Source organism: Bradyrhizobium sp. BLXBL-01 (assembly GCF_051853025.1).
GTDB lineage: Bacteria > Pseudomonadota > Alphaproteobacteria > Rhizobiales > Xanthobacteraceae > Bradyrhizobium.
Genome location: NZ_CP182471.1, coordinates 978016 through 994710, shown reverse-complemented (window position 1 = coordinate 994710; position 16695 = coordinate 978016). Strand labels below are relative to the sequence as shown.

The following is a 16695-nucleotide window of genomic DNA, read 5'->3' as shown; positions in this document are numbered from 1 at the left end:
CCGGCCCGATGACGATGCTTGGCGCGCGCCATTCTGCTCACAAGAGATGGGACGGGGGAAGTCCCGAAGCTGACCTGATCCGCCGGATTACTGTCGCGCAATGCCCTCGCTGCGCAGCAGCCGCCGCTTTCGCCACACCTTCAGGTCAATCATGACTTTCACCGTTGCCGCGAGGACGAGCGCACAAAGCGCCGCCTTGGAGATCGTCTCCATCGTTCCCTCGATCAGGAGACAATGGATCACGCTGCCCGTGACGATGACGATGGCGAGGGGAATATGGATGATGCGCCAGGCTCGCGGCCGCAAGCCCAATGGCCTTCGCAACAGAGCCAGGAGCGCAACGATGAAGATGGCCCACATCGCGGTCACGCCAAAGGGAGAGAACGGCGTCGGCGACGAGAATGTCAGCGCGTCGATCATATCGGGCGGGCTGGTGACCCAGAGGCCGGCGACGTGGATCACAATCGCCAGGGCAAGCGCGCCGCCGATCCAGTGATGGGCGCGCCTGTTGCGATAGGCCGACAATCCCGGCAGGTAGCCGCCGATCAGCAAAGGCTGCACGAGCACGAGACCGAGGGCGATGATCCCGGCGAAACCGGCGAGGATGTAGACAGGACCGCGCCAGGCGAGCTGCTCGCTGGCTGCGGCAGCGGCGACCGGCACGCCGATCGCCAAGGCGAGGGCGGCCCAGATCAGGGGCGCCCGGGCCGATCTCCATCCCTTCATCTGCAAATCGGGTTCAAGCCGGCTGCAGCACGAAGTGCGCCTCGAGGCTGGTCTCCTTGGCGCTCCGCATCACCGGCCGCAGGAAGACCGTCTTGAACTCGCCGCTGTCATAGGCGAGATGACCGTGCGGCTGGCCGAAGATCGGAATGATCTGCGGCATCTCCAGCCGGAACTTGCCGTCCTTGTCGGTGAGCGTGGCGCCGTGGCTCTGCGGCTCATGCTCCTGCCCTTCGACCGTGTGCGCCCAGATCTGGATGCGCTGCCCGGCCAGCGGAGCTCCGTCCCCGGCGCGGCGCACGGTGCCGCTCATCCAGAAACCGCCCTTGCCGATGCGATCCACGATCGCCGCGCCCTTGCGGTAATTGTTCGCGCCGCCCGACATCGACTCGGTCGGCGCGAGGCCGCTGGCACGGGCCGGCAGCAGGAGGCCGGAACCGCCGGTTGCCAAGACACCGGTCGTCAGGACGGAGGCGCCAGCGACGAGGAGATTGCGGCGGGTGAGTGCGACCGTGGTCATGTCGGTTCCTCCGGGCGAGCAGTGCAGTGGCACCAAAGAGACTACAGCAACAGACGCCAGACGCCCAGTTGCGATGAAGGGCGCCCCGGGTCGCAATAACGCTGTTGTGAAAGCAAATGGAGCCGCGTCAGAAGTTGTTCTTGACGAACTTCTCGCCGATATTGAGGGCGTCCAACAGCGACTTCCTGTCGTCGTGTCCGGTCTGATAACCCTTGACGATCGCCTTGCCGCGTTCCTCTGGGGTGCCGTGGTGTTTCGGGTGCTTGAGCATGTTGTCGCCCGCGTTGAATTGCGTCAGCGCAATCGCGGCGGCATTGAAGCTCGATTGCTGCAACTTGCGAACACCTGCGAAGTAGCCGGCCAGGAAATCCGCATGCAGTTCCACCCGTTTGACGGTGGGCTGCCCCTCGAGGAGAATTTCGTCCACCCCCACCTTCCACTGCAGCACGTGTCCAAACTCGTGGGCGCAGATGCCGGCGACCGCGGCATCTCCCGCCTCGGGGTCGGCCATCAATTGCTTCAGGAGTCGTTGGCCGAACAGCACCGTGCCATCGGTCTCGGCCACGCGTTTCTCGCGCAATGCAAACGCATTCGGTGAGTCGAAGTCGTCGAAATAGGCGAAGCTCGGCGTGACGTTCAGACAGTCGGAAATCCGGACCAGCGTCTCTGCCAGCGCACGGTCGAATTCCTTGTCGCCCGATTTGGGAATTGACGGCCTCTCGCGCACGCTGCCGCCCTGCCCCTCAGGCTTGTTGCCGAGAATGTTGCCGGCTTCGCTCGCGGTCAGACTGCAGCCATAGGCCGGATTGTGGCGAGCGTCGGCGGCCACTGCGCCGATGCCGCCGAAGAGAAGAAGGCCGCAGCCGATGCAACATCTTCTTGTCAGCATCTGCATGTCTCCCTAGCAGAGATTTGGAAATCTTCGGCAGGCCTCCGAGGTGCCGCTTGTCTGGGGCGGGGCATTCGCCGGCGGATTTGGCACGCTTCCGGGAGTTGGAGCCGCGGTTTGCGGGAGCGGCACGGGTGGAGCCGGCAGGGACTGGGGCGTGGAGCCGATGTTGAAGTTCGCGTATTCGATCCGGTTGGTATAGAGGCTGATGCCCAACAGCCAGGTCGACACGCCCTGCTGATGCTGCGCGACCAAGGAATAGACCGGTCCCGCAGGGAGCTGGGTCTGCCCGTTCAGGACGACATTGGTCACCTGCCCGAGTTGGACCAGTTGCGGGTAGACGCCGCTGTTGCCCGTCTGCATCGCGATCGTCTGCCAGAGCTGCGGGCCGTACCAGGTCCAGTTCGGCGTGCCTGTCTGCAATTGCTGGATCACGGCCGTCAGGATTTGCCGCGGGTCCGCCTGCGCCGCCGCGATCCGCGTCCCCTGCGTCTGAAGCAGGCAGGCCAACACGGCCGCGATCAAAAACCGGATCGATCCCTTCGACATCATCTGCATTCCCCTGCACCCCAAACTACGAAGCCAAAGCCGCCAGATGCACCGGCATCTCGATCGGTCAGTCAGCCGATCACCTGTTGATCTGCCCGGTCGAACTCCTGATATCCGGCACCGTCGAGGGCACGACGATCGGCCGCTCCGGGACTGGACGATCGACATCAGGAGCAATCCTGAACGTACTCGACCCGCCGCCCGTGCCGGATCCCGACCCAATGTCGGAGCATTGGATCCTGCACGCCATCTTGCTTCGGTCGCAGGTGCAGCCTTCGGCGATCCGGCTGAACAACTCAGCGCGAGGCAGCTGAAACGCGATCAACGCCAGACTGGCCAGCATCAGTGTCTTGCGTGTGCTCATCCTTCACTCCACAGGCCTCAATCGAACGCTCTTGAAACCGACCACGACCGGGCGCGGCAGCAGCGTATCCGGCAACAGCACGTTCGACGTCGCGCGGCGCTCGAACGCGATCGCCCCGCCCAGCGCACCGTTCGGGCCAGCCTGCGGCGTCGGAGCGGGGGATTGCGGCTTGCCGTCGCCGCTCGCGCCTGCAGCCACGGGGGCCGCCTGCGCGGCCGCCGCCGGCAATACAGCCTGCTGGTTCACCCCCACGTTCCCCCGCGTACCGCCATCCTCGCCCATGCTGGTTTGAATCGAGCGTGCCAGGAACACGCGGCTGACAAGCGCGAGCTCGACCGAGAAGCGCGGCCGCTCAACGCCAGTCTTGCGATCCTTCACCTTGTCGTCGATCCTCTTGCCGATCAGGATCGAAAGCTGTTTGCGCAACCCTTGCTGCGTGCAGAACCCTTTCGTCGCGTCATCTTCGCAGAAGTCGAGCAGCCGAAGCTCCGCCGGCACCGCCGGAACACCATAGGTTTCGGTGGCTGAAAACCTGACCTCGACAGTTTCGGTCGAGCTTGCATCGGCACCAAATCCGCCGCTCAACAACTGGGACATCGCGCTGGCGCTGCCACTTGCCCGCTTCACATTGGTGATGGTGAAGCGCGGAAACAGCACGAGCGGAAGGGTGGTCCGGGTCGCGGGCGGCTTAAACAGCGAGTCGGTGGCGACCGTCTGCGGCCAGACCTGTCCGTCATGGTCGGGGCGGGCATTCGTGGCGGGGAATTGATAGACGGCCCGATAAGCGTCCTCGATTTCCGAGGTCATATCGAGATGCAGCAATTTGATGGAGCGCCCCGCGAACGGCTCGTCTGTCGCCGAATCGCTGACCGCGTCGTCGGAGATCATCGCAAAGACATCGCCGACCTGGATGTCCTCGATGGGTGGATAGACCGGCTCGAAACCGAGTTTCTGGATCGCCTCGTTCCATTGCTTTGCGACCGAGAGCTTGGGCTGCTCGCCAGTCTCGGCCCAACGCACCAAAGCGAATGTCGCGGCTGCCACAACCATGAAGCCCGCCACCACAATCCAGGTCTTGAAACCGTTCCTTGCCGGGGCAGGCGTGCCGCTCGCCGGAGGAGCCACTTCGCCCGGAGGACCACCCATGATCCAACTCTCTATTGTGCGGCGCAGCCCTGCGGCCAGGACGCCTTGCCAAAACATTTTCCGCGAACCCAGCTTTACTGGTGCTCACTCACGATGGCCGCTCCATCGACAATCAATCGCGTCTCAGGATGCGGCTTCGTTCACAAAACAGGCCTTCAAACAATACGTGTCACTAAACATGAAACTCGCGATGGTTGCCACTGGCAATTCGCACAATTCCGGAGTTGGCGGTCCTGCCGCGCGGCTGGGGGCCGGGTCGTAATGACGCACGCAGGCCCAACCGCCGTCGTGCCGTAGCTGGCCTGCAGGTTCCTGCTCCGCGAGAGGGAGCTGAGGCTCCACACCGATGCCCTGCCAGCGCGCATCAGCGGCAACGCCAGGGACGCTTGCCAGACGCCTGAAAACGCCAGCTATTTCAATACGATCCATATCCATCCATGCTTGACCGACATGGTCGACCGTTGCGCGGCGGCGCTAACATTCCCATCGACGGGCACTACATGTGAGGCCCAATGCGCATCCACTCACCGGTCCTCTCCCCATGATCCCCTTCTCCGTGCTCGACCTCGCCCCCATTCGCCAAGGCGGCGACGCGGCGCAGGCCTTCCGCAATTCGCTCGATCTGGCCCAGCACGCGGAGAGGTGGGGGTTCAAGCGGTTCTGGCTGGCCGAGCATCACAACATGACGGGCATCGCCAGCGCGGCGACGTCGGTGGTGATCGGACACGTCGCGGGGGGCACGAAGACGATCCGCGTCGGCTCCGGCGGGATCATGCTGCCGAACCACTCGCCGCTGGTCATCGCCGAGCAGTTCGGCACGCTGGAATCGCTTTATCCCGGACGGATCGATCTCGGGCTCGGGCGGGCGCCGGGCACCGACCAGTTCACCGCGCGGGCGCTGCGGCGCGACCTCGCCACCACGTCCGAGAACTTTCCGCACGACGTGCTGGAGCTGCAGGCGCTGCTCGGCGACGTGCAGCCGAACCAGGCGATCCGCGCCGTGCCCGGCATGGGGACCAAGGTGCCGCTGTGGATTTTGGGATCGAGCACGTTTGGCGCGCAGCTTGCGGCGATGCTCGGCCTGCCATTCGCCTTTGCCTCGCATTTCGCGCCGCAGATGATGATGCCGGCGCTGCGCGAATATCGCGCGCGCTTCGAGCCCTCGGCGCAGCTCGACAAGCCCTATGCGATGGTCGGCGTCAACGTGTTCGCGGCCGAGAGCGACGCGGAGGCGCAGCGGATATTCTCTTCGCTGCAGCAGCAGTTCATCAATTTGCGCCGCGGCACGCCTGGCCCGTTGCCGCCGCCGGTGGACGACATGGAGGCGCTGTGGTCGCCGGCTGAGAAGGCCATGGTCGGCCAGTCGCTGTCGTGCTCCGCGGTCGGCTCGCCCGATATGGTCGAAGCGAAGCTGAAGGCGCTGATCGCCGAGACCGGCGCGGACGAATTGATGACGACGGGGCAGATCTACGACCACGCCGCGCGGCTGCGCTCGTTCGAGATCGCAGCAGAGATTCGCGACCGCCTGGCGGCGCAGCCGGCCCGGTGATCACACCGGGGCCGGACGTCGGCGATGCCCTCCGAGCGTGGCAAATTCGCGCAGATTGCAGTTGCGGCCTTGGCGTCCTACACTCGGTGCCTGGAAGGGTAGCGTAGCGCCGATCCCTCAAAGCCTGATCGTAGGCCGCCGATGGACGTGGTCCGCAGTCGCGCATTCGATTTCGTCGAGACGGTGCGGCAGCTCCCGGACGCCGCGAGCATTCTGGATGCGATGAGCCGCACGCTCGGCCAGCACGGCTTCGACTATTTCTGCACTTCATATGTCGCCCCGCTGTCGACCGAACAGCCGCGCGAGGCGGTTCTCGCCGAACGGTTGCCGGCCGGCTTTCTCGATATGTATTCCGAAGCGCAGTATGTGTGGCACGATCCTGCGCTGCGTCATTGCAGGACAACGCTTCAGCCGTTCCGCTGGTTCAGGGAAGCGCCGTACGATCCGGAACGGGAGCCGCGCGCCGTCGAGCTCGTGCGACGCGCCCGCGATTTCGGCATGGTGGATGGCGTGGTGATCCCGGTCATCTCGCCAGCGGGCCGCACCGGCCAGGTGTGGTTCGGCGGCGCCGAGATCGACCTGCCGGAGCGCGATCTCCCCGCGCTCCACCTCATGGCGCTTTACGCCTTCGACCGGGTGCTGGCGCTGCGCGGCCGGCCCGAGGCTCCGCAGCTCGTACTGTCCTCGCGTGAGCGCGAGGTGCTGACGCTCGCGGCCGTCGGGCGATCCAGCGACGAGATCGCCGACGCCTTGACCATTACGGTACGCACCGTGAAGGCGCACATCAACAGCTGCTGCAAGAAGCTCGGCGCAGCCACCCGCACGCAGGCCGTGATGATCGCCATGCGCGACCGGATCATCTCGCCCTGAGCGTGAATGGCCGATCGCGACCGGAGCCGATCAGTCGGCAAAGCCGAACAGCTTGGCCGGATTGCGGACCAAAATCCTCTCCAGCTCCGCCTGGTCCGGCGCGTAGCGGTACATTAGCTCGAGCAGATCGGCATCGTTCGGCGGCTGCTTCACCGAGACCGGATGCGGCCAGTCGCTGGCCCAGACGCAGCGATCGGGGGCGGCCTCGATATAGGCGCGCGCGATCGGGATCACGTCGTCGTAAGGCGCACCGGCCTTCGAGGTCTTCTCGCCGAGCGAGAGCATCACCCAGAAATTGCCCTTGGCCAGCAGCTCCAGCATCTTGCGCAGGTTCGGATCGTTCCTGCCGGCCTCAGGGTCAGGCCGCGCCATGTGGTCGATCAGCACGGGCACGTCGAGGTTCTCGTATTTGGCGACGCTGGAGACGATGCCGTCCTTCTCCGGCTGGATCTTGACGTACCAGCCGAGCTCGCGGATGCGGGCGATGGCGCAGGCGAAATCGGCGTCCGACAGCACCGCGCCGAGTTCCTGGCGGAAGCTGAAGCGGGCGCCGCGCACGCCGGCGTCGTGCAGCTTGGCGAGATAGGAGTCGCTGGCTTCCGCGAACACCAGCGCATTGGCGCAGCCGCGATAGTTCGGGCCCATCGCTTTGAGCCCGTCGAGCACGACGGCATGGTCGGCGCCATAGGTCGTGGTCTGCACGATGATGCCGCGCTCGATGCCGAGCGCCTTGTGCATGCGCAGCGCCGCTTCCCAGGTCGCGGTCGGCATCCGATAGGCGGCGCCGGGACGTTCCGGGTATTTCTCGATCGGACCCAGCACGTGGAACTGGCTGTCGATGGTCTTTGGCGGCGGCGCCTTGATCGGACGGCGCGGGTTGGGGTCGAACGGCAGATAGGTCGGCATGCGCTAGAGCTCCTCAATCGATCACGGCGGTGAAGTCGCACTGCACCAGCGCGCCGCCATCCATGTTGTCCATCGGCAGCGCGTGGCGTGCGGGGCGCGAATGCTCGTCCGGAAACATTTTTAGCCATTCGACATTGAGGGGTCCGCGCTGCGAGCGGTCCTTCAGCCACACCGTCATCTTGATGATGTCGTCGGCGGTGCCGCCGGCGGCCTCCACCGTCGCCTTCATATGCGCGAACATGTTGGCGCATTGGGCATCCAGGCTTTCCGGCATCGCATTGGTCGCGGGATCGCGGCCGAGGATGACGCCCGACATCACGAGATTGCCGATGCGGCAGGCGTTCGGAATCGGGTTGACGTGCTTGAAGCCTCCGATGTGGATGCTCTTGCGCCGCGTTTGGCCACTCATGGTGCGCTCCCTGCTTGTTATTGTTTCAGACGAACTGGCATGACACGGAGCCGAATGCGCCGTAGTCGGCATGGAAGGTGTCGCCGCGGCGGATGTCGACCGGACGCGTGAACGATCCCGCCAGCACCACCTCGCCGGCTTTGAGATGTTCGTCATGGGGCGCGAGGCGGTTGGCGAGCCAGGCGATACCGTTGGCGGGGTGATTGAGCACGCCGGCGGCAAGCCCGGTTTCCTCGACCTCGCCATTGCGGAACAGCAATGCGCCGATCCAGCGCAAATCCGCATCCATCGGGCGGATCGGCCGGCCGCCGAGCACCAGCGCAGCATTCGCAGCGTTGTCCGAGATCGTGTCCATGACCTTGCGCGTCTTGCCCGTTTCGGGGTCGACGCGGTGCATGCGCGTCTCCAGAATCTCCAGCGCGGGCGTGACGTAGTCGGTGGCGTTGAGCACGTCGAAGATGGTGCAGTCGGGTCCGCGCAGCGGCGCCTTCAGCACGAAGGCGAGCTCGACCTCGATTCTTGGCGCGTGAAAGCGGTCGAACGGAACAGGTGTGGCATCGGCGTAAAACATGTCGGCGAACAGCACACCGTAGTCGGGCTCGTTGATGCCGACCGCGTTCTGCATCGCCTTCGAGGTCAGGCCGATCTTGTGGCCCTTGATGATGCGGCCGCGGCCGAGCTGGAGCTTGGTCCAGGCGCGCTGGACGGCGTAGGCGTCCTCGATGCTGAAATCGGGATATTCCTTGGTGAACATCGGGATCAGCGATTTGGTGCGCTCGACTTCATCGAGGCGCGCGGCGAGGCGTTCGATCGTGGCGGTATCCAGCATCATCTATTGCTCCGCGGCAACCGTGTTGCGCAGCACACCGATGCGGCTCGACTCGACCTCGACGACGTCGCCCGCCTTGAGCCAGCGCGGCGGATCAAAGCGCGCGCCCGCGCCCGTCGGCGTGCCCGTCACGATCATGTCGCCGGGCTTGAGGGTGGCGAAGGTCGAGAGATAGGAGATCAGGAAGTCGAACGGGAACATCAGCCGCTCGGTGGTGTCCTGCTGCCTCACCTCGCCGTTGACGCGCGTGATGATGTCGTGGGGACCACGCGGGTCGAGCTCGTCCGCGGTGACGATCCACGGGCCGATGCTGCCGGAGCGGTCGAAGTTCTTGCCCTGCGTGACGTTGAACTTGCCGTGGCGCAGCCAGTCGCGGATCGTGCCCTCGTTGCACAGCGTCATGCCGAAGATATGCGACCACGCTTTTTCGCGCGGAATGTGGCGACCGCCCTGCCCGATCACGATGACGAGCTCGCCTTCATAGTCGAGCTGGTCCGAAACCTTGGGCTTCTCGATCGGCTGGCCGGAGCCTGATATCGAGGACATGCTGCGCACGAACAGGCTGGGGTATTTGGGCAGGTCCGAATTGTCTTTGTATTCCGCATTGCGCTCGGCGTAGTTGACGCCGATGCACCAGAGCTTCTCCGGCGCCAGCACCGGCGGCAGCAGGACGAGCTGGTCGAGCGCATGGTCCGGCTTCTGTCCCGCGACGGCATCCTGCGCGTCGGCGCGTGCGTTGGCCGCGATCAGCGCCTTCACGTCCGAATAGTCGCGGCCGACGCGCCTGGTCAGATCGACCACGCCGCCGTCCACGGCCGCGCCATAGCGCGCCTCGCCGTCCAGGAGATAGCTCAGCAGTCGCATTGGATGTCCTCCGATGATCTTGGGGCGGCGGCCGGCGATGAGCCCCGCGCGCTCAGTCTTTCGATTTGGGAGTCTGGAACACGCTGTTGAGCGTCACGATCTCGCCGAGCCGGGCGTAACGCGGGCCGCCGATGCGCGCGATCGGGTCGAGCGCCCTGGTCTCGACCTTGCCGTCGTTGACGAGGCCATCGCGCAAATGGAACAGCACGACCTCGCCGACGATGAGCCGGCTCTTGGCGTCACCGAATTCGAGACACTGCCGGAACCGGCACTCCATCGCGACCGGCGCGGCGGCGAGCCGCGGCACCTTGATGCGCTCGCTAGGGAGCGTTTCGAGCCCGAGATGCTCGACCTCGCTGACCTCAGGCGGATGCTCGACGGAGCTGTCGTGCAAGGCCTGCATCAGCGGGGTGTCGGCGATGTGGATCACATATTCCTCGGTATCGAGGATGTTGTGCGCGGTGTCCTTGTAGTCGGCGCCCTTGCGGCCGACGCTGATGGCGAGCATCGGCGGCTTCTGCGAGACGAAGGTGAAGGCGCTGAACGGGGCGAGATTGAGCACGCCCGTGGCTGACAGGCTCGTCACCCAAGCGATCGGGCGCGGCACCACGATGCCGGTCATCAGACGGTAGATGCGGTCGGCGCCGAGCTCGGTGGGGTCGACCCGCATCGATCAATCCGCCCTGATATTGGCCTTGCGCACCACCGGAATCCACTTGGCGTCCTCGCGCTCGAGATAGGCCTTGAATTCGTCCGGCGTCATCGGCGTGGCTTCGCCGCCGAGTTTTTCGAACTTGTCGATCACGGCGGGGTCTTTGAGAATCGCGACCAGCGTCTCGTGCAGCTTCTCGACGATGGGCGCCGGCGTGCCTGCCGGCGCGAACAGGCCGGTGAAGGTCTGGCCGTCGAAGTCCTTGTAACCGAGCTCTGCGAAGGTCGGCACATCTGGCAGCGACTTCAATCGGTGCGGGCTGGTGACGGCGAGCGGACGGAACAGGCCGGCCTTGATGTGCTGGAGACTGACCGTGAGCTGGTCGAACGCGAACTGCACCTGGCCGCCCAGGAGATCGTTGATCGCCGGCGCGTTGCCGCGGTAATGCGCCGTGACCCATTGCAGCCCGAGGCTGGACTGCATCAGCTCGCTGAGCAGATGGTTGGTGGTGCCGGGGCCGGGCGAAGCCATGGTCAGCTTGCCGGGCTCGCGCTTGGCGAGATCGAGAAACTCCTTGAACGTGGTCGCCTGCACCGACGGATGGACCTCGAGCACCAGCGGCGTCATCGAGATCGTCGAGATCGGGAGAAAGTCCTTCTTCCAATTATAGGCGTCGCGCTTGTTGATCTCGGTTGCGAACAGCACCGGGCCGTTGGCGCCGACGAACAGCGTGTAGCCGTCGGGCGCCGACTTGGCGAAGGCTTCGCCCGCGATCATGCCGCCGGCGCCGGCCTTGTTCTCGATGACGAAGGGTTGGCCGAGCTTTTCCTGGAGCTTGTCGGCGACGATGCGCGCGGCGCTGTCGACGTTGCCGCCGGCGGGATAGGGCACGATCAGCTTGACGTTGCGCGCCGGCCATTGCTGGCCCAACGCGGGCCCGGCCAGCATCGCAGTAACGGCTATGGCAATCCAGATTAATCGCATGTTAACCTCCCGGCGGCGCTTCCAATTCCATATCGGGCGCCGATGACTTTCGTGCATGGCATCCCGATCGGAGGGCAATCTCCAGATGCGCGCTTGCCCTGTCGAGGGAATTGTGGCGTTCTTGTCCATATTATGGACAAGAGACGTGCAACGAAACTCGCCCGCAGCGCCGTGGAACCGCGACAAGGCGCGCAGGCGATCCGGCGCGCGCTCGCGGTGCTGCGCATTCTTGCCGCGGGGCGCGAGGACGGTGTGCCATTGGCCGAGGTGGTCCGCACCACGGGCCTCACCCGCCCAACCGTGCATCGCATCGTCCACGTGCTGATCGAGGAAGGCATCGTCGAGCGGCATGGCAGGAGCGGCCGCTACGCGATCGGCAACCAGGTGCCGGAGCTGGCGCTGGCGCGCCCGCGGCCCTCGCGGCTCTTGGTCGCCGCAACGCCATCGCTCCAGCGCGCGTCTGCCGAGATCGGCGACACGCTGTTCCTGACCGTGCGCACCGGCAACGACACGCTGTGCGTCGATCGCCGGATCGGGGTCTATCCGATCCAGGTGCTGTCGATCGAGGTCGGCGCGCGGCGACCGCTCGGCGTCTCCAGCGCGGGCGTTGTCATCCTCGCCGCGATGCCGGCGCAGGAGGCACGAAGGATCGTCGCGGCGAACGAGAAGCGGTTCGAGGCCTACCGGACCGACGTCGCGACCGTGCTCGGTGAGGTCACCGCCGCACGGCGCCTCGGATACGGCCTGAGAGAGACCGGCCTGGTGCAGGGGACGAAATCGATCTCCACCTGGATCAAGACGCCGGACGGCCAACCGGCTGCGGCGATGACAGTCTCCGCCGTTCGCACGCGGCTCGGCCCCCGCCGCGAGCAGGAGGTCGCGGAGATCTTGCTGCGGGAAGCCCGGATCATCGAGCAGGCGATCGGGGGCTAGCGCTGCGAGCCGCTTCTTCGCCTCTCCCCGCTTGCGGGGAGAGGCCGGAATTCGAGCGAAGCTTGAATTCCGGGTGAGGGGGACTCTCCGCGAGTCTAACTGCCACCGTTTTCGCGGAGGCAGCCCCTCACCCCAACCCTCTCTCCCCGTAAGAACGGGGCGAGGGGGCGCACTGCCGCTGTCGCGCTGTCAATGGGCTGACTTGGCACACCGTTTTATGGCACAACGGCCGCCATCACCGACCGCCCAACGAGGCCACGCATGCCCGCGCCGAAACCGCCTGCCTTCGAGACCCTGAGCCTGCATGCGGGCCAGCATCCGGATCCCACGACCGGCGCCCGGGCGGTGCCGATCTACCAGACCACGTCCTACGTGTTCCAGGATTCCGACCACGCCGCGGCGCTGTTCAATCTCGAACGCGCCGGCCACATCTATACCCGCATCTCCAATCCGACCACCGGCGTGCTGGAGGAACGGCTCGCCGCGCTCGAAGGCGGCGTCGGCGCGATCTGCACGGCCAGCGGCCAGGCGGCGCTGCATCTGGCGATCGCCACGCTGCTCAATGCCGGCGACCACATCGTGGCGTCGAGCTCGCTCTATGGCGGCACCATCAACCTGCTGGCGCACACGATGCCGCGCTTCGGCATCACCACGACGTTCGTGAAACCGCGCGATCTCGACGCGTTCCGGTCGGCGATCAAGCCGAGCACGAGGCTCGTGATAGGCGAGACCATCGGCAATCCCGGGCTCGAGGTGCTCGACATTCCCAAGGTTGCGGCGATCGCGCATGAGACAAAGATTCCGCTGCTGATCGACAACACCTTCGCCACGCCCTATCTCAGCCGCCCGATCGAGCTGGGTGCCGACATCGTCATGCATTCGGCGACCAAATGGATCGGCGGCCACGGCATCGCGATCGGCGGCGCCATCGTCGACGGCGGCCGCTTCGACTGGCGCGCATCGGGCAAGTTCGGCGTGCTGACGGAACCCTATGGCGGTTATCACGGCATCGTCTTCGACGAGCAGTTCGGCACGGCCGCCTTCATCATGCGCGCCCGCACGGAAGGCCTGCGCGATTTCGGCGCCTGCCTGTCGCCGACCAACGCATTCCAGCTGCTCCAGGGCGTCGAGACCCTCGGCGTGCGCATGGACCGGCATATACACAACACGCATCTGGTGCTGGAAGCGCTGAAGGCCAACAAGGCGGTGGACTGGGTGCTGCATCCCTCGCTCGAGGATCACACGGACTACCAGCTGGCAAAGACGCTGCTGCCGCGCGGCGCCGGCTCGATCGTGTCCTTCGGCATCAAGGGCGGGCGCCCCGCCGGGCGCAAATTCATCGAGAGCTTGCGCATGATCAGCCATCTCGCCAATGTCGGCGATGCCAAGACGCTGGTGATCCATCCGGCCTCGACTACGCATCAGCAGATGGATGCCGAGCAGCTCAAGACGGCCGGCATCGGCGAGGAGCTGGTGCGGCTCTCGGTCGGCATCGAGACCGCAAGCGACATCATCGACGACCTCAATCAAGCGCTGCGCATCTCGCAAAAGGCCTGACATCATGAAGCTCTCCGTCAACGGCACCGATGTGTTTGTCGCAACCGGCGGCCGCGACTTCGACAAATCCCTGCCCGCGGTCGCCTTCATCCACGGCGCCGGCTTCGACCATTCAACCTGGGCGCTGCACACGCGCTGGTTCGCCCATCACGGTTTTTCCGTTCTGGCGCCCGACCTACCCGGCCACGGCCGCTCTACTGGGCCTTCACTCGGCAGCATCGCGGAGATGGCCGACTGGACAGCAGCGCTGCTCGAAGCGGCGGGAGCTGCGAAGGCGCATCTGATCGGCCACTCCATGGGATCGCTGATCTCGCTGGAAACGGCGGCGCGGCATCCGGACAAGGTCTCAGCGCTGAGCCTGATCGGTACTGCCGCGACCATGACGGTGGGTCCGGATCTCCTGAAGGCCGCCGAAGCCAACTCGCAGGATGCCAACGACATGGTCTCGATCTGGGGCCTCGGCTTCAACGCGGAGCTCGGCGGCAGCCTGGCGCCGGGCCTGTGGATGCATGGCGGCGCGCAGGCGGTGCTCAGGGCATGCGAGCCGGGCGTGCTGTTCAGGGATTTGTCGGCCTGCAACTCCTATACGAATGCGCTTGCCGCTGCAGCGAGCGTGAAGGTGCCGACGACGCTGATCCTGGGCGAAAAGGACATGATGACGCCGGCCAAGGCGGGCAAGGCGCTCGCCGCCGCGATCCCGCATGCAAAGACCGTCGTGGTGCCCGGCGCCGGCCACATGATCATGGCCGAGCGGCCGGACGAGTTGCTGGCGGCGCTGCGGAACTAAACGGATCGATCTTCCGTCTTGCGCGTTGCGGTCAGACATCCCTCTCACTCTAGAAGGGGAACTAGACCATGCCGAGACAGGAAGTCATTCGCAAAGCGAGGCAAGACAAGCGCGCCGGCAAGTCGGCCAGCACGCAGGCCGGCGAATTCGTCAAGGACGAGATCGACAGGATCCGCAAGGGCAAGCACGGCGCGCGCTCGACCAAGCAGGCGATCGCGATCGGCCTGTCCGAGGCGCGCCGGGCCGGCGTCGATCTGCCGCCACCGCGCAAGGGACGCACCAAGAAGGCGACGCGGCGCAGCGCCAAATATGCCTATGAGGTCGGCCAGGGCAAACGGACGCCGAAGCGGAGGCCGAAAGTATCGCGCGCCGTCACGAACGTCCTGAAGAAGGAGCCGCGATCGACCGCATCGCGCAGTGCGCTGTCGAAACAGGCCAAGCGAGCCGCAAGCCGCCGAACCGCAGCGTCCCGCTCGGCCACGGCGCGGAAGGCGAGCCGCACCAAAGGCGCCAAGGTCCGCTCCGCTGCCGCCAAGAAGGCGGCGCGCACCAGGGCGCGCCGCCGGAGCTGATCAGTCGCGCCGGTTCAAGAACCCGGCGTCCATTTCCAGACGATGTCGGAGACGTTGACCGGCTTCGGGATCAGGCCCAGCTTTGCGAAGCGATCGGCGACCGCTTGCTGGCTCCTGACCACCTCGGCGTCGAGCGGCACTACGCGGAAGTTGGAGCGATCCACGAAACGCCTGACGGCCTCGATGTCAACGCCGGTCGCGTCTGCCTGGGCTTTGGCGACGTCCTCGTGGTGTTCGTTGGCCCAGACGCCTTCGGACGCGAAGGTGGTGTTGAGCTTGGCGACCAGCGAAGGAAATTTATCGACGAAATCCGTGTTGGCGATGTAGAACGCATTCGGCTTGTGCACGTCCTTGTCGAAGGCGATCACGCGCGCGCTCTCCTTCAATTCGGCGAGCGCCAGATAGGGATCCCAGATCGACCAGGCATCGACCGAGCCCTTGACGAAGGCTGCCGTCGCATCGGCCGGGGCGAGCGGCGCAGGCGTGATGTCGGACCAGGACAGGCCGGCCTTTTCGAGCGCGGCGACCAGCAGATTATGCGCGCTCGATCCCTTGCCGAAGGCGACGCGCTTGCCCTTGAGATCGGCGAGCGAGCGAATCGGCGAATCCTTCGGCACGATGATCGCCTGGGTGTTGCCGTCGGATTTCACCGCAGCGACGTAGCGGATCTTGGCGCCGCCGGCCTGCGCGAAGATCGGCGGGGAGTCGCCGACATAGCCGAAATCGACGCTGCCGACATTGATGGCCTCCAGCAGCGGCGGACCGAACTGGAAGTCGATCCACTTGATCTCGATGCCGAGCGGCTTGAAGGCGTTTTCCAGAGTCTGGCGCTGGCGCACCGCCGGGAAAAAACCGCCCTTCTGCGTGCCGATGCGGATTTCCGCCGGCTTGTCCTCGGCGTGGGCGGGTACAGCCAGGGCCGTCGCAAGCAACAGCGTCGTAGCCAGAATGTGTCGTCGATTGATCATAACGCGGTCCTTTCGGTGGGATCAGTTGGCGAAAAGTTGCGAGCTCGCGCGACGGCCACGCTCGGAGAACACCGCACGGGCGGCGCGCTCGGCCTCGCGGGCCGAACGGAACTGGCGGCCTTCGAGGCTGTCGAACAGGCGCTCGGAGGAGAAGAAGCGGAAGCCGCGCTCATCACGCGTGATGATGCCGGCGGCGCGGTCGTGGATCTCGATGATGTAGGCGTTCGACTGGATCTGGGACATGACTGCTCGTTCGCCGAAGTTCGGCGTTCCTGTCTTGGGATTTTCGGTGTGAGGTGCTGCTAGGAAACGGTCAGCAGCAACAACAGGCGCCCGTGGCCGCCGAGAAACAGCGCCGCGTCATGCACGCATGCATGTCGTTCTGATTGCGCTGGCGATCGGTTCTCATGGTGCGGCTTGGGCTCGAGGAGCAGTTTCGACGCTCCGAATATCGAGCGGTTGGCACGATTGGTCAATGAAATGGCTATCCATATTTGCGGCGCGCGCGCTGGGGCGCTTCTCTCGCCGCAAGCACGGACAGACGGATTCATCTCGCGATGAGTTCAACACACGCAAGCGGCCGGCATGATACGCTCCCAACGCCAATGATATGGGAGGTTCCAG

At 65.3% G+C, this 16695-nt stretch carries 21 protein-coding genes; 6 read left to right on the top strand and 15 right to left on the bottom strand.

Annotated features, from left to right (window positions below):
* Positions 1 to 87 precede the first annotated feature (87 nt).
* From ACNJYA_RS04670 to ACNJYA_RS04645, 6 genes are all read right to left on the bottom strand, one after another.
* A complete protein-coding gene (locus ACNJYA_RS04670) occupies positions 88 to 726 on the bottom strand; it encodes a ferric reductase-like transmembrane domain-containing protein (protein WP_439402124.1) in 639 nt (212 codons plus the stop codon).
* Positions 727 to 739: 13 nt separating this feature from the next.
* Complete coding sequence (locus tag ACNJYA_RS04665) at positions 740 to 1243, bottom strand: Twin-arginine translocation pathway signal (RefSeq protein WP_212259507.1); 504 nt, start codon at positions 1241 to 1243, stop codon at positions 740 to 742.
* A 127-nt stretch (positions 1244 to 1370) separates the two neighbouring features.
* Positions 1371 to 2132, bottom strand: coding sequence for a metalloprotease (locus ACNJYA_RS04660; RefSeq protein ID WP_172785154.1), 762 nt, complete (start codon positions 2130 to 2132; stop codon positions 1371 to 1373).
* Positions 2133 to 2144: 12 nt separating this feature from the next.
* Positions 2145 to 2690 carry a hypothetical protein gene (locus tag ACNJYA_RS04655; RefSeq protein ID WP_212259508.1) on the bottom strand — a complete coding sequence of 182 codons (546 nt, stop codon included), beginning with the start codon at positions 2688 to 2690 and terminating at the stop codon, positions 2145 to 2147.
* A 70-nt stretch (positions 2691 to 2760) separates the two neighbouring features.
* Entirely contained in the window at positions 2761 to 3045 is a 285-nt protein-coding gene (locus ACNJYA_RS04650) for a hypothetical protein (RefSeq protein WP_260381913.1), read from the bottom strand.
* Between the two features lie 3 nt (positions 3046 to 3048).
* Positions 3049 to 4248, bottom strand: a complete 1200-nt coding sequence (locus ACNJYA_RS04645) for a hypothetical protein (RefSeq protein ID WP_439402123.1) — start codon at positions 4246 to 4248, stop codon at positions 3049 to 3051.
* Positions 4249 to 4732: 484 nt separating this feature from the next.
* On the opposite strand from ACNJYA_RS04645, the gene ACNJYA_RS04640 reads away from it, so the two are divergent.
* Together ACNJYA_RS04640 and ACNJYA_RS04635 are read left to right on the top strand one after the other, a co-directional pair.
* Positions 4733 to 5740 carry an LLM class flavin-dependent oxidoreductase gene (locus ACNJYA_RS04640; RefSeq protein ID WP_439402122.1) on the top strand — a complete coding sequence of 336 codons (1008 nt, stop codon included), beginning with the start codon at positions 4733 to 4735 and terminating at the stop codon, positions 5738 to 5740.
* Between the two features lie 141 nt (positions 5741 to 5881).
* Entirely contained in the window at positions 5882 to 6610 is a 729-nt protein-coding gene (locus ACNJYA_RS04635) for a helix-turn-helix transcriptional regulator (RefSeq protein WP_212259512.1), read from the top strand.
* Between the two features lie 30 nt (positions 6611 to 6640).
* On the opposite strand, the gene ACNJYA_RS04630 is transcribed toward ACNJYA_RS04635, so the two are convergent.
* The 6 genes from ACNJYA_RS04630 to ACNJYA_RS04605 are packed head-to-tail and all read right to left on the bottom strand — an operon-like array spanning position 6641 to position 11254.
* Entirely contained in the window at positions 6641 to 7516 is an 876-nt protein-coding gene (locus ACNJYA_RS04630) for an amidohydrolase family protein (RefSeq protein WP_439402121.1), read from the bottom strand.
* Positions 7517 to 7529: 13 nt separating this feature from the next.
* Complete coding sequence (locus ACNJYA_RS04625; protein WP_439402120.1) at positions 7530 to 7925, bottom strand: RidA family protein; 396 nt, start codon at positions 7923 to 7925, stop codon at positions 7530 to 7532.
* A 25-nt stretch (positions 7926 to 7950) separates the two neighbouring features.
* Complete coding sequence (gene hpaH, locus ACNJYA_RS04620; protein WP_439367412.1) at positions 7951 to 8754, bottom strand: 2-oxo-hept-4-ene-1,7-dioate hydratase; 804 nt, start codon at positions 8752 to 8754, stop codon at positions 7951 to 7953.
* Between the two features lie 3 nt (positions 8755 to 8757).
* The gene (locus tag ACNJYA_RS04615) at positions 8758 to 9618 is read right to left on the bottom strand and encodes a fumarylacetoacetate hydrolase family protein (protein WP_439365570.1); all 861 of its coding nucleotides are present in this window, start codon (positions 9616 to 9618) and stop codon (positions 8758 to 8760) included.
* Positions 9619 to 9670: 52 nt separating this feature from the next.
* Positions 9671 to 10288: a flavin reductase family protein gene (locus tag ACNJYA_RS04610; RefSeq protein WP_439365569.1), complete on the bottom strand. Its 618-nt coding sequence runs from the start codon at positions 10286 to 10288 to the stop codon at positions 9671 to 9673.
* Positions 10289 to 10291: 3 nt separating this feature from the next.
* Positions 10292 to 11254, bottom strand: a complete 963-nt coding sequence (locus ACNJYA_RS04605; protein WP_439365568.1) for a Bug family tripartite tricarboxylate transporter substrate binding protein — start codon at positions 11252 to 11254, stop codon at positions 10292 to 10294.
* A gap of 132 nt (positions 11255 to 11386) precedes the next feature.
* On the opposite strand from ACNJYA_RS04605, the gene ACNJYA_RS04600 reads away from it, so the two are divergent.
* The 4 genes from ACNJYA_RS04600 (at position 11387) to ACNJYA_RS04585 (ending at position 15103) form a co-directional block, all read left to right on the top strand.
* Entirely contained in the window at positions 11387 to 12187 is an 801-nt protein-coding gene (locus ACNJYA_RS04600) for an IclR family transcriptional regulator (protein ID WP_212259518.1), read from the top strand.
* A gap of 261 nt (positions 12188 to 12448) precedes the next feature.
* Positions 12449 to 13744: an O-acetylhomoserine aminocarboxypropyltransferase gene (locus tag ACNJYA_RS04595; protein WP_439402119.1), complete on the top strand. Its 1296-nt coding sequence runs from the start codon at positions 12449 to 12451 to the stop codon at positions 13742 to 13744.
* Between the two features lie 4 nt (positions 13745 to 13748).
* Positions 13749 to 14531, top strand: coding sequence for an alpha/beta fold hydrolase (locus tag ACNJYA_RS04590; protein ID WP_439402118.1), 783 nt, complete (start codon positions 13749 to 13751; stop codon positions 14529 to 14531).
* A gap of 68 nt (positions 14532 to 14599) precedes the next feature.
* Complete coding sequence (locus ACNJYA_RS04585; RefSeq protein ID WP_260381904.1) at positions 14600 to 15103, top strand: DUF6496 domain-containing protein; 504 nt, start codon at positions 14600 to 14602, stop codon at positions 15101 to 15103.
* A 14-nt stretch (positions 15104 to 15117) separates the two neighbouring features.
* Here ACNJYA_RS04585 and ACNJYA_RS04580 read toward each other — a convergent pair whose 3' ends face one another.
* From ACNJYA_RS04580 to ACNJYA_RS04570, 3 genes are read right to left on the bottom strand one after another with little or no spacing between them, the layout of a single operon-like run.
* Positions 15118 to 16071, bottom strand: coding sequence for an aliphatic sulfonate ABC transporter substrate-binding protein (locus tag ACNJYA_RS04580; protein WP_439365565.1), 954 nt, complete (start codon positions 16069 to 16071; stop codon positions 15118 to 15120).
* A gap of 21 nt (positions 16072 to 16092) precedes the next feature.
* Complete coding sequence (locus ACNJYA_RS04575) at positions 16093 to 16314, bottom strand: hypothetical protein (protein WP_172785169.1); 222 nt, start codon at positions 16312 to 16314, stop codon at positions 16093 to 16095.
* A gap of 59 nt (positions 16315 to 16373) precedes the next feature.
* A complete protein-coding gene (locus ACNJYA_RS04570; RefSeq protein ID WP_439402117.1) occupies positions 16374 to 16547 on the bottom strand; it encodes a hypothetical protein in 174 nt (57 codons plus the stop codon).
* Between the last annotated feature and the right edge of the window lie 148 nt (positions 16548 to 16695).

Excerpts from the sequence above, each read along its gene's own strand:
- ACNJYA_RS04575 (WP_172785169.1), bottom strand. The coding sequence starts at position 16,314 with ATGTCCCAGATCCAGTCGAACGCCTACATCATCGAGATCCACGACCGC.
- ACNJYA_RS04640 (WP_439402122.1), top strand. The coding sequence starts at position 4,733 with ATGATCCCCTTCTCCGTGCTCGACCTCGCCCCCATTCGCCAAGGCGGC.
- ACNJYA_RS04645 (WP_439402123.1), bottom strand. The coding sequence starts at position 4,248 with ATGTTTTGGCAAGGCGTCCTGGCCGCAGGGCTGCGCCGCACAATAGAG.
- ACNJYA_RS04635 (WP_212259512.1), top strand. The coding sequence starts at position 5,882 with ATGGACGTGGTCCGCAGTCGCGCATTCGATTTCGTCGAGACGGTGCGG.
- ACNJYA_RS04650 (WP_260381913.1), bottom strand. The coding sequence starts at position 3,045 with ATGAGCACACGCAAGACACTGATGCTGGCCAGTCTGGCGTTGATCGCG.
- ACNJYA_RS04625 (WP_439402120.1), bottom strand. The coding sequence starts at position 7,925 with ATGAGTGGCCAAACGCGGCGCAAGAGCATCCACATCGGAGGCTTCAAG.
- ACNJYA_RS04610 (WP_439365569.1), bottom strand. The coding sequence starts at position 10,288 with ATGCGGGTCGACCCCACCGAGCTCGGCGCCGACCGCATCTACCGTCTG.
- ACNJYA_RS04655 (WP_212259508.1), bottom strand. The coding sequence starts at position 2,690 with ATGCAGATGATGTCGAAGGGATCGATCCGGTTTTTGATCGCGGCCGTG.
- ACNJYA_RS04580 (WP_439365565.1), bottom strand. The coding sequence starts at position 16,071 with ATGATCAATCGACGACACATTCTGGCTACGACGCTGTTGCTTGCGACG.
- ACNJYA_RS04595 (WP_439402119.1), top strand. The coding sequence starts at position 12,449 with ATGCCCGCGCCGAAACCGCCTGCCTTCGAGACCCTGAGCCTGCATGCG.
- ACNJYA_RS04630 (WP_439402121.1), bottom strand. The coding sequence starts at position 7,516 with ATGCCGACCTATCTGCCGTTCGACCCCAACCCGCGCCGTCCGATCAAG.
- ACNJYA_RS04585 (WP_260381904.1), top strand. The coding sequence starts at position 14,600 with ATGCCGAGACAGGAAGTCATTCGCAAAGCGAGGCAAGACAAGCGCGCC.
- ACNJYA_RS04665 (WP_212259507.1), bottom strand. The coding sequence starts at position 1,243 with ATGACCACGGTCGCACTCACCCGCCGCAATCTCCTCGTCGCTGGCGCC.
- ACNJYA_RS04600 (WP_212259518.1), top strand. The coding sequence starts at position 11,387 with ATGGACAAGAGACGTGCAACGAAACTCGCCCGCAGCGCCGTGGAACCG.
- hpaH (WP_439367412.1), bottom strand. The coding sequence starts at position 8,754 with ATGCTGGATACCGCCACGATCGAACGCCTCGCCGCGCGCCTCGATGAA.
- ACNJYA_RS04590 (WP_439402118.1), top strand. The coding sequence starts at position 13,749 with ATGAAGCTCTCCGTCAACGGCACCGATGTGTTTGTCGCAACCGGCGGC.
- ACNJYA_RS04660 (WP_172785154.1), bottom strand. The coding sequence starts at position 2,132 with ATGCTGACAAGAAGATGTTGCATCGGCTGCGGCCTTCTTCTCTTCGGC.
- ACNJYA_RS04605 (WP_439365568.1), bottom strand. The coding sequence starts at position 11,254 with ATGCGATTAATCTGGATTGCCATAGCCGTTACTGCGATGCTGGCCGGG.
- ACNJYA_RS04670 (WP_439402124.1), bottom strand. The coding sequence starts at position 726 with ATGAAGGGATGGAGATCGGCCCGGGCGCCCCTGATCTGGGCCGCCCTC.
- ACNJYA_RS04615 (WP_439365570.1), bottom strand. The coding sequence starts at position 9,618 with ATGCGACTGCTGAGCTATCTCCTGGACGGCGAGGCGCGCTATGGCGCG.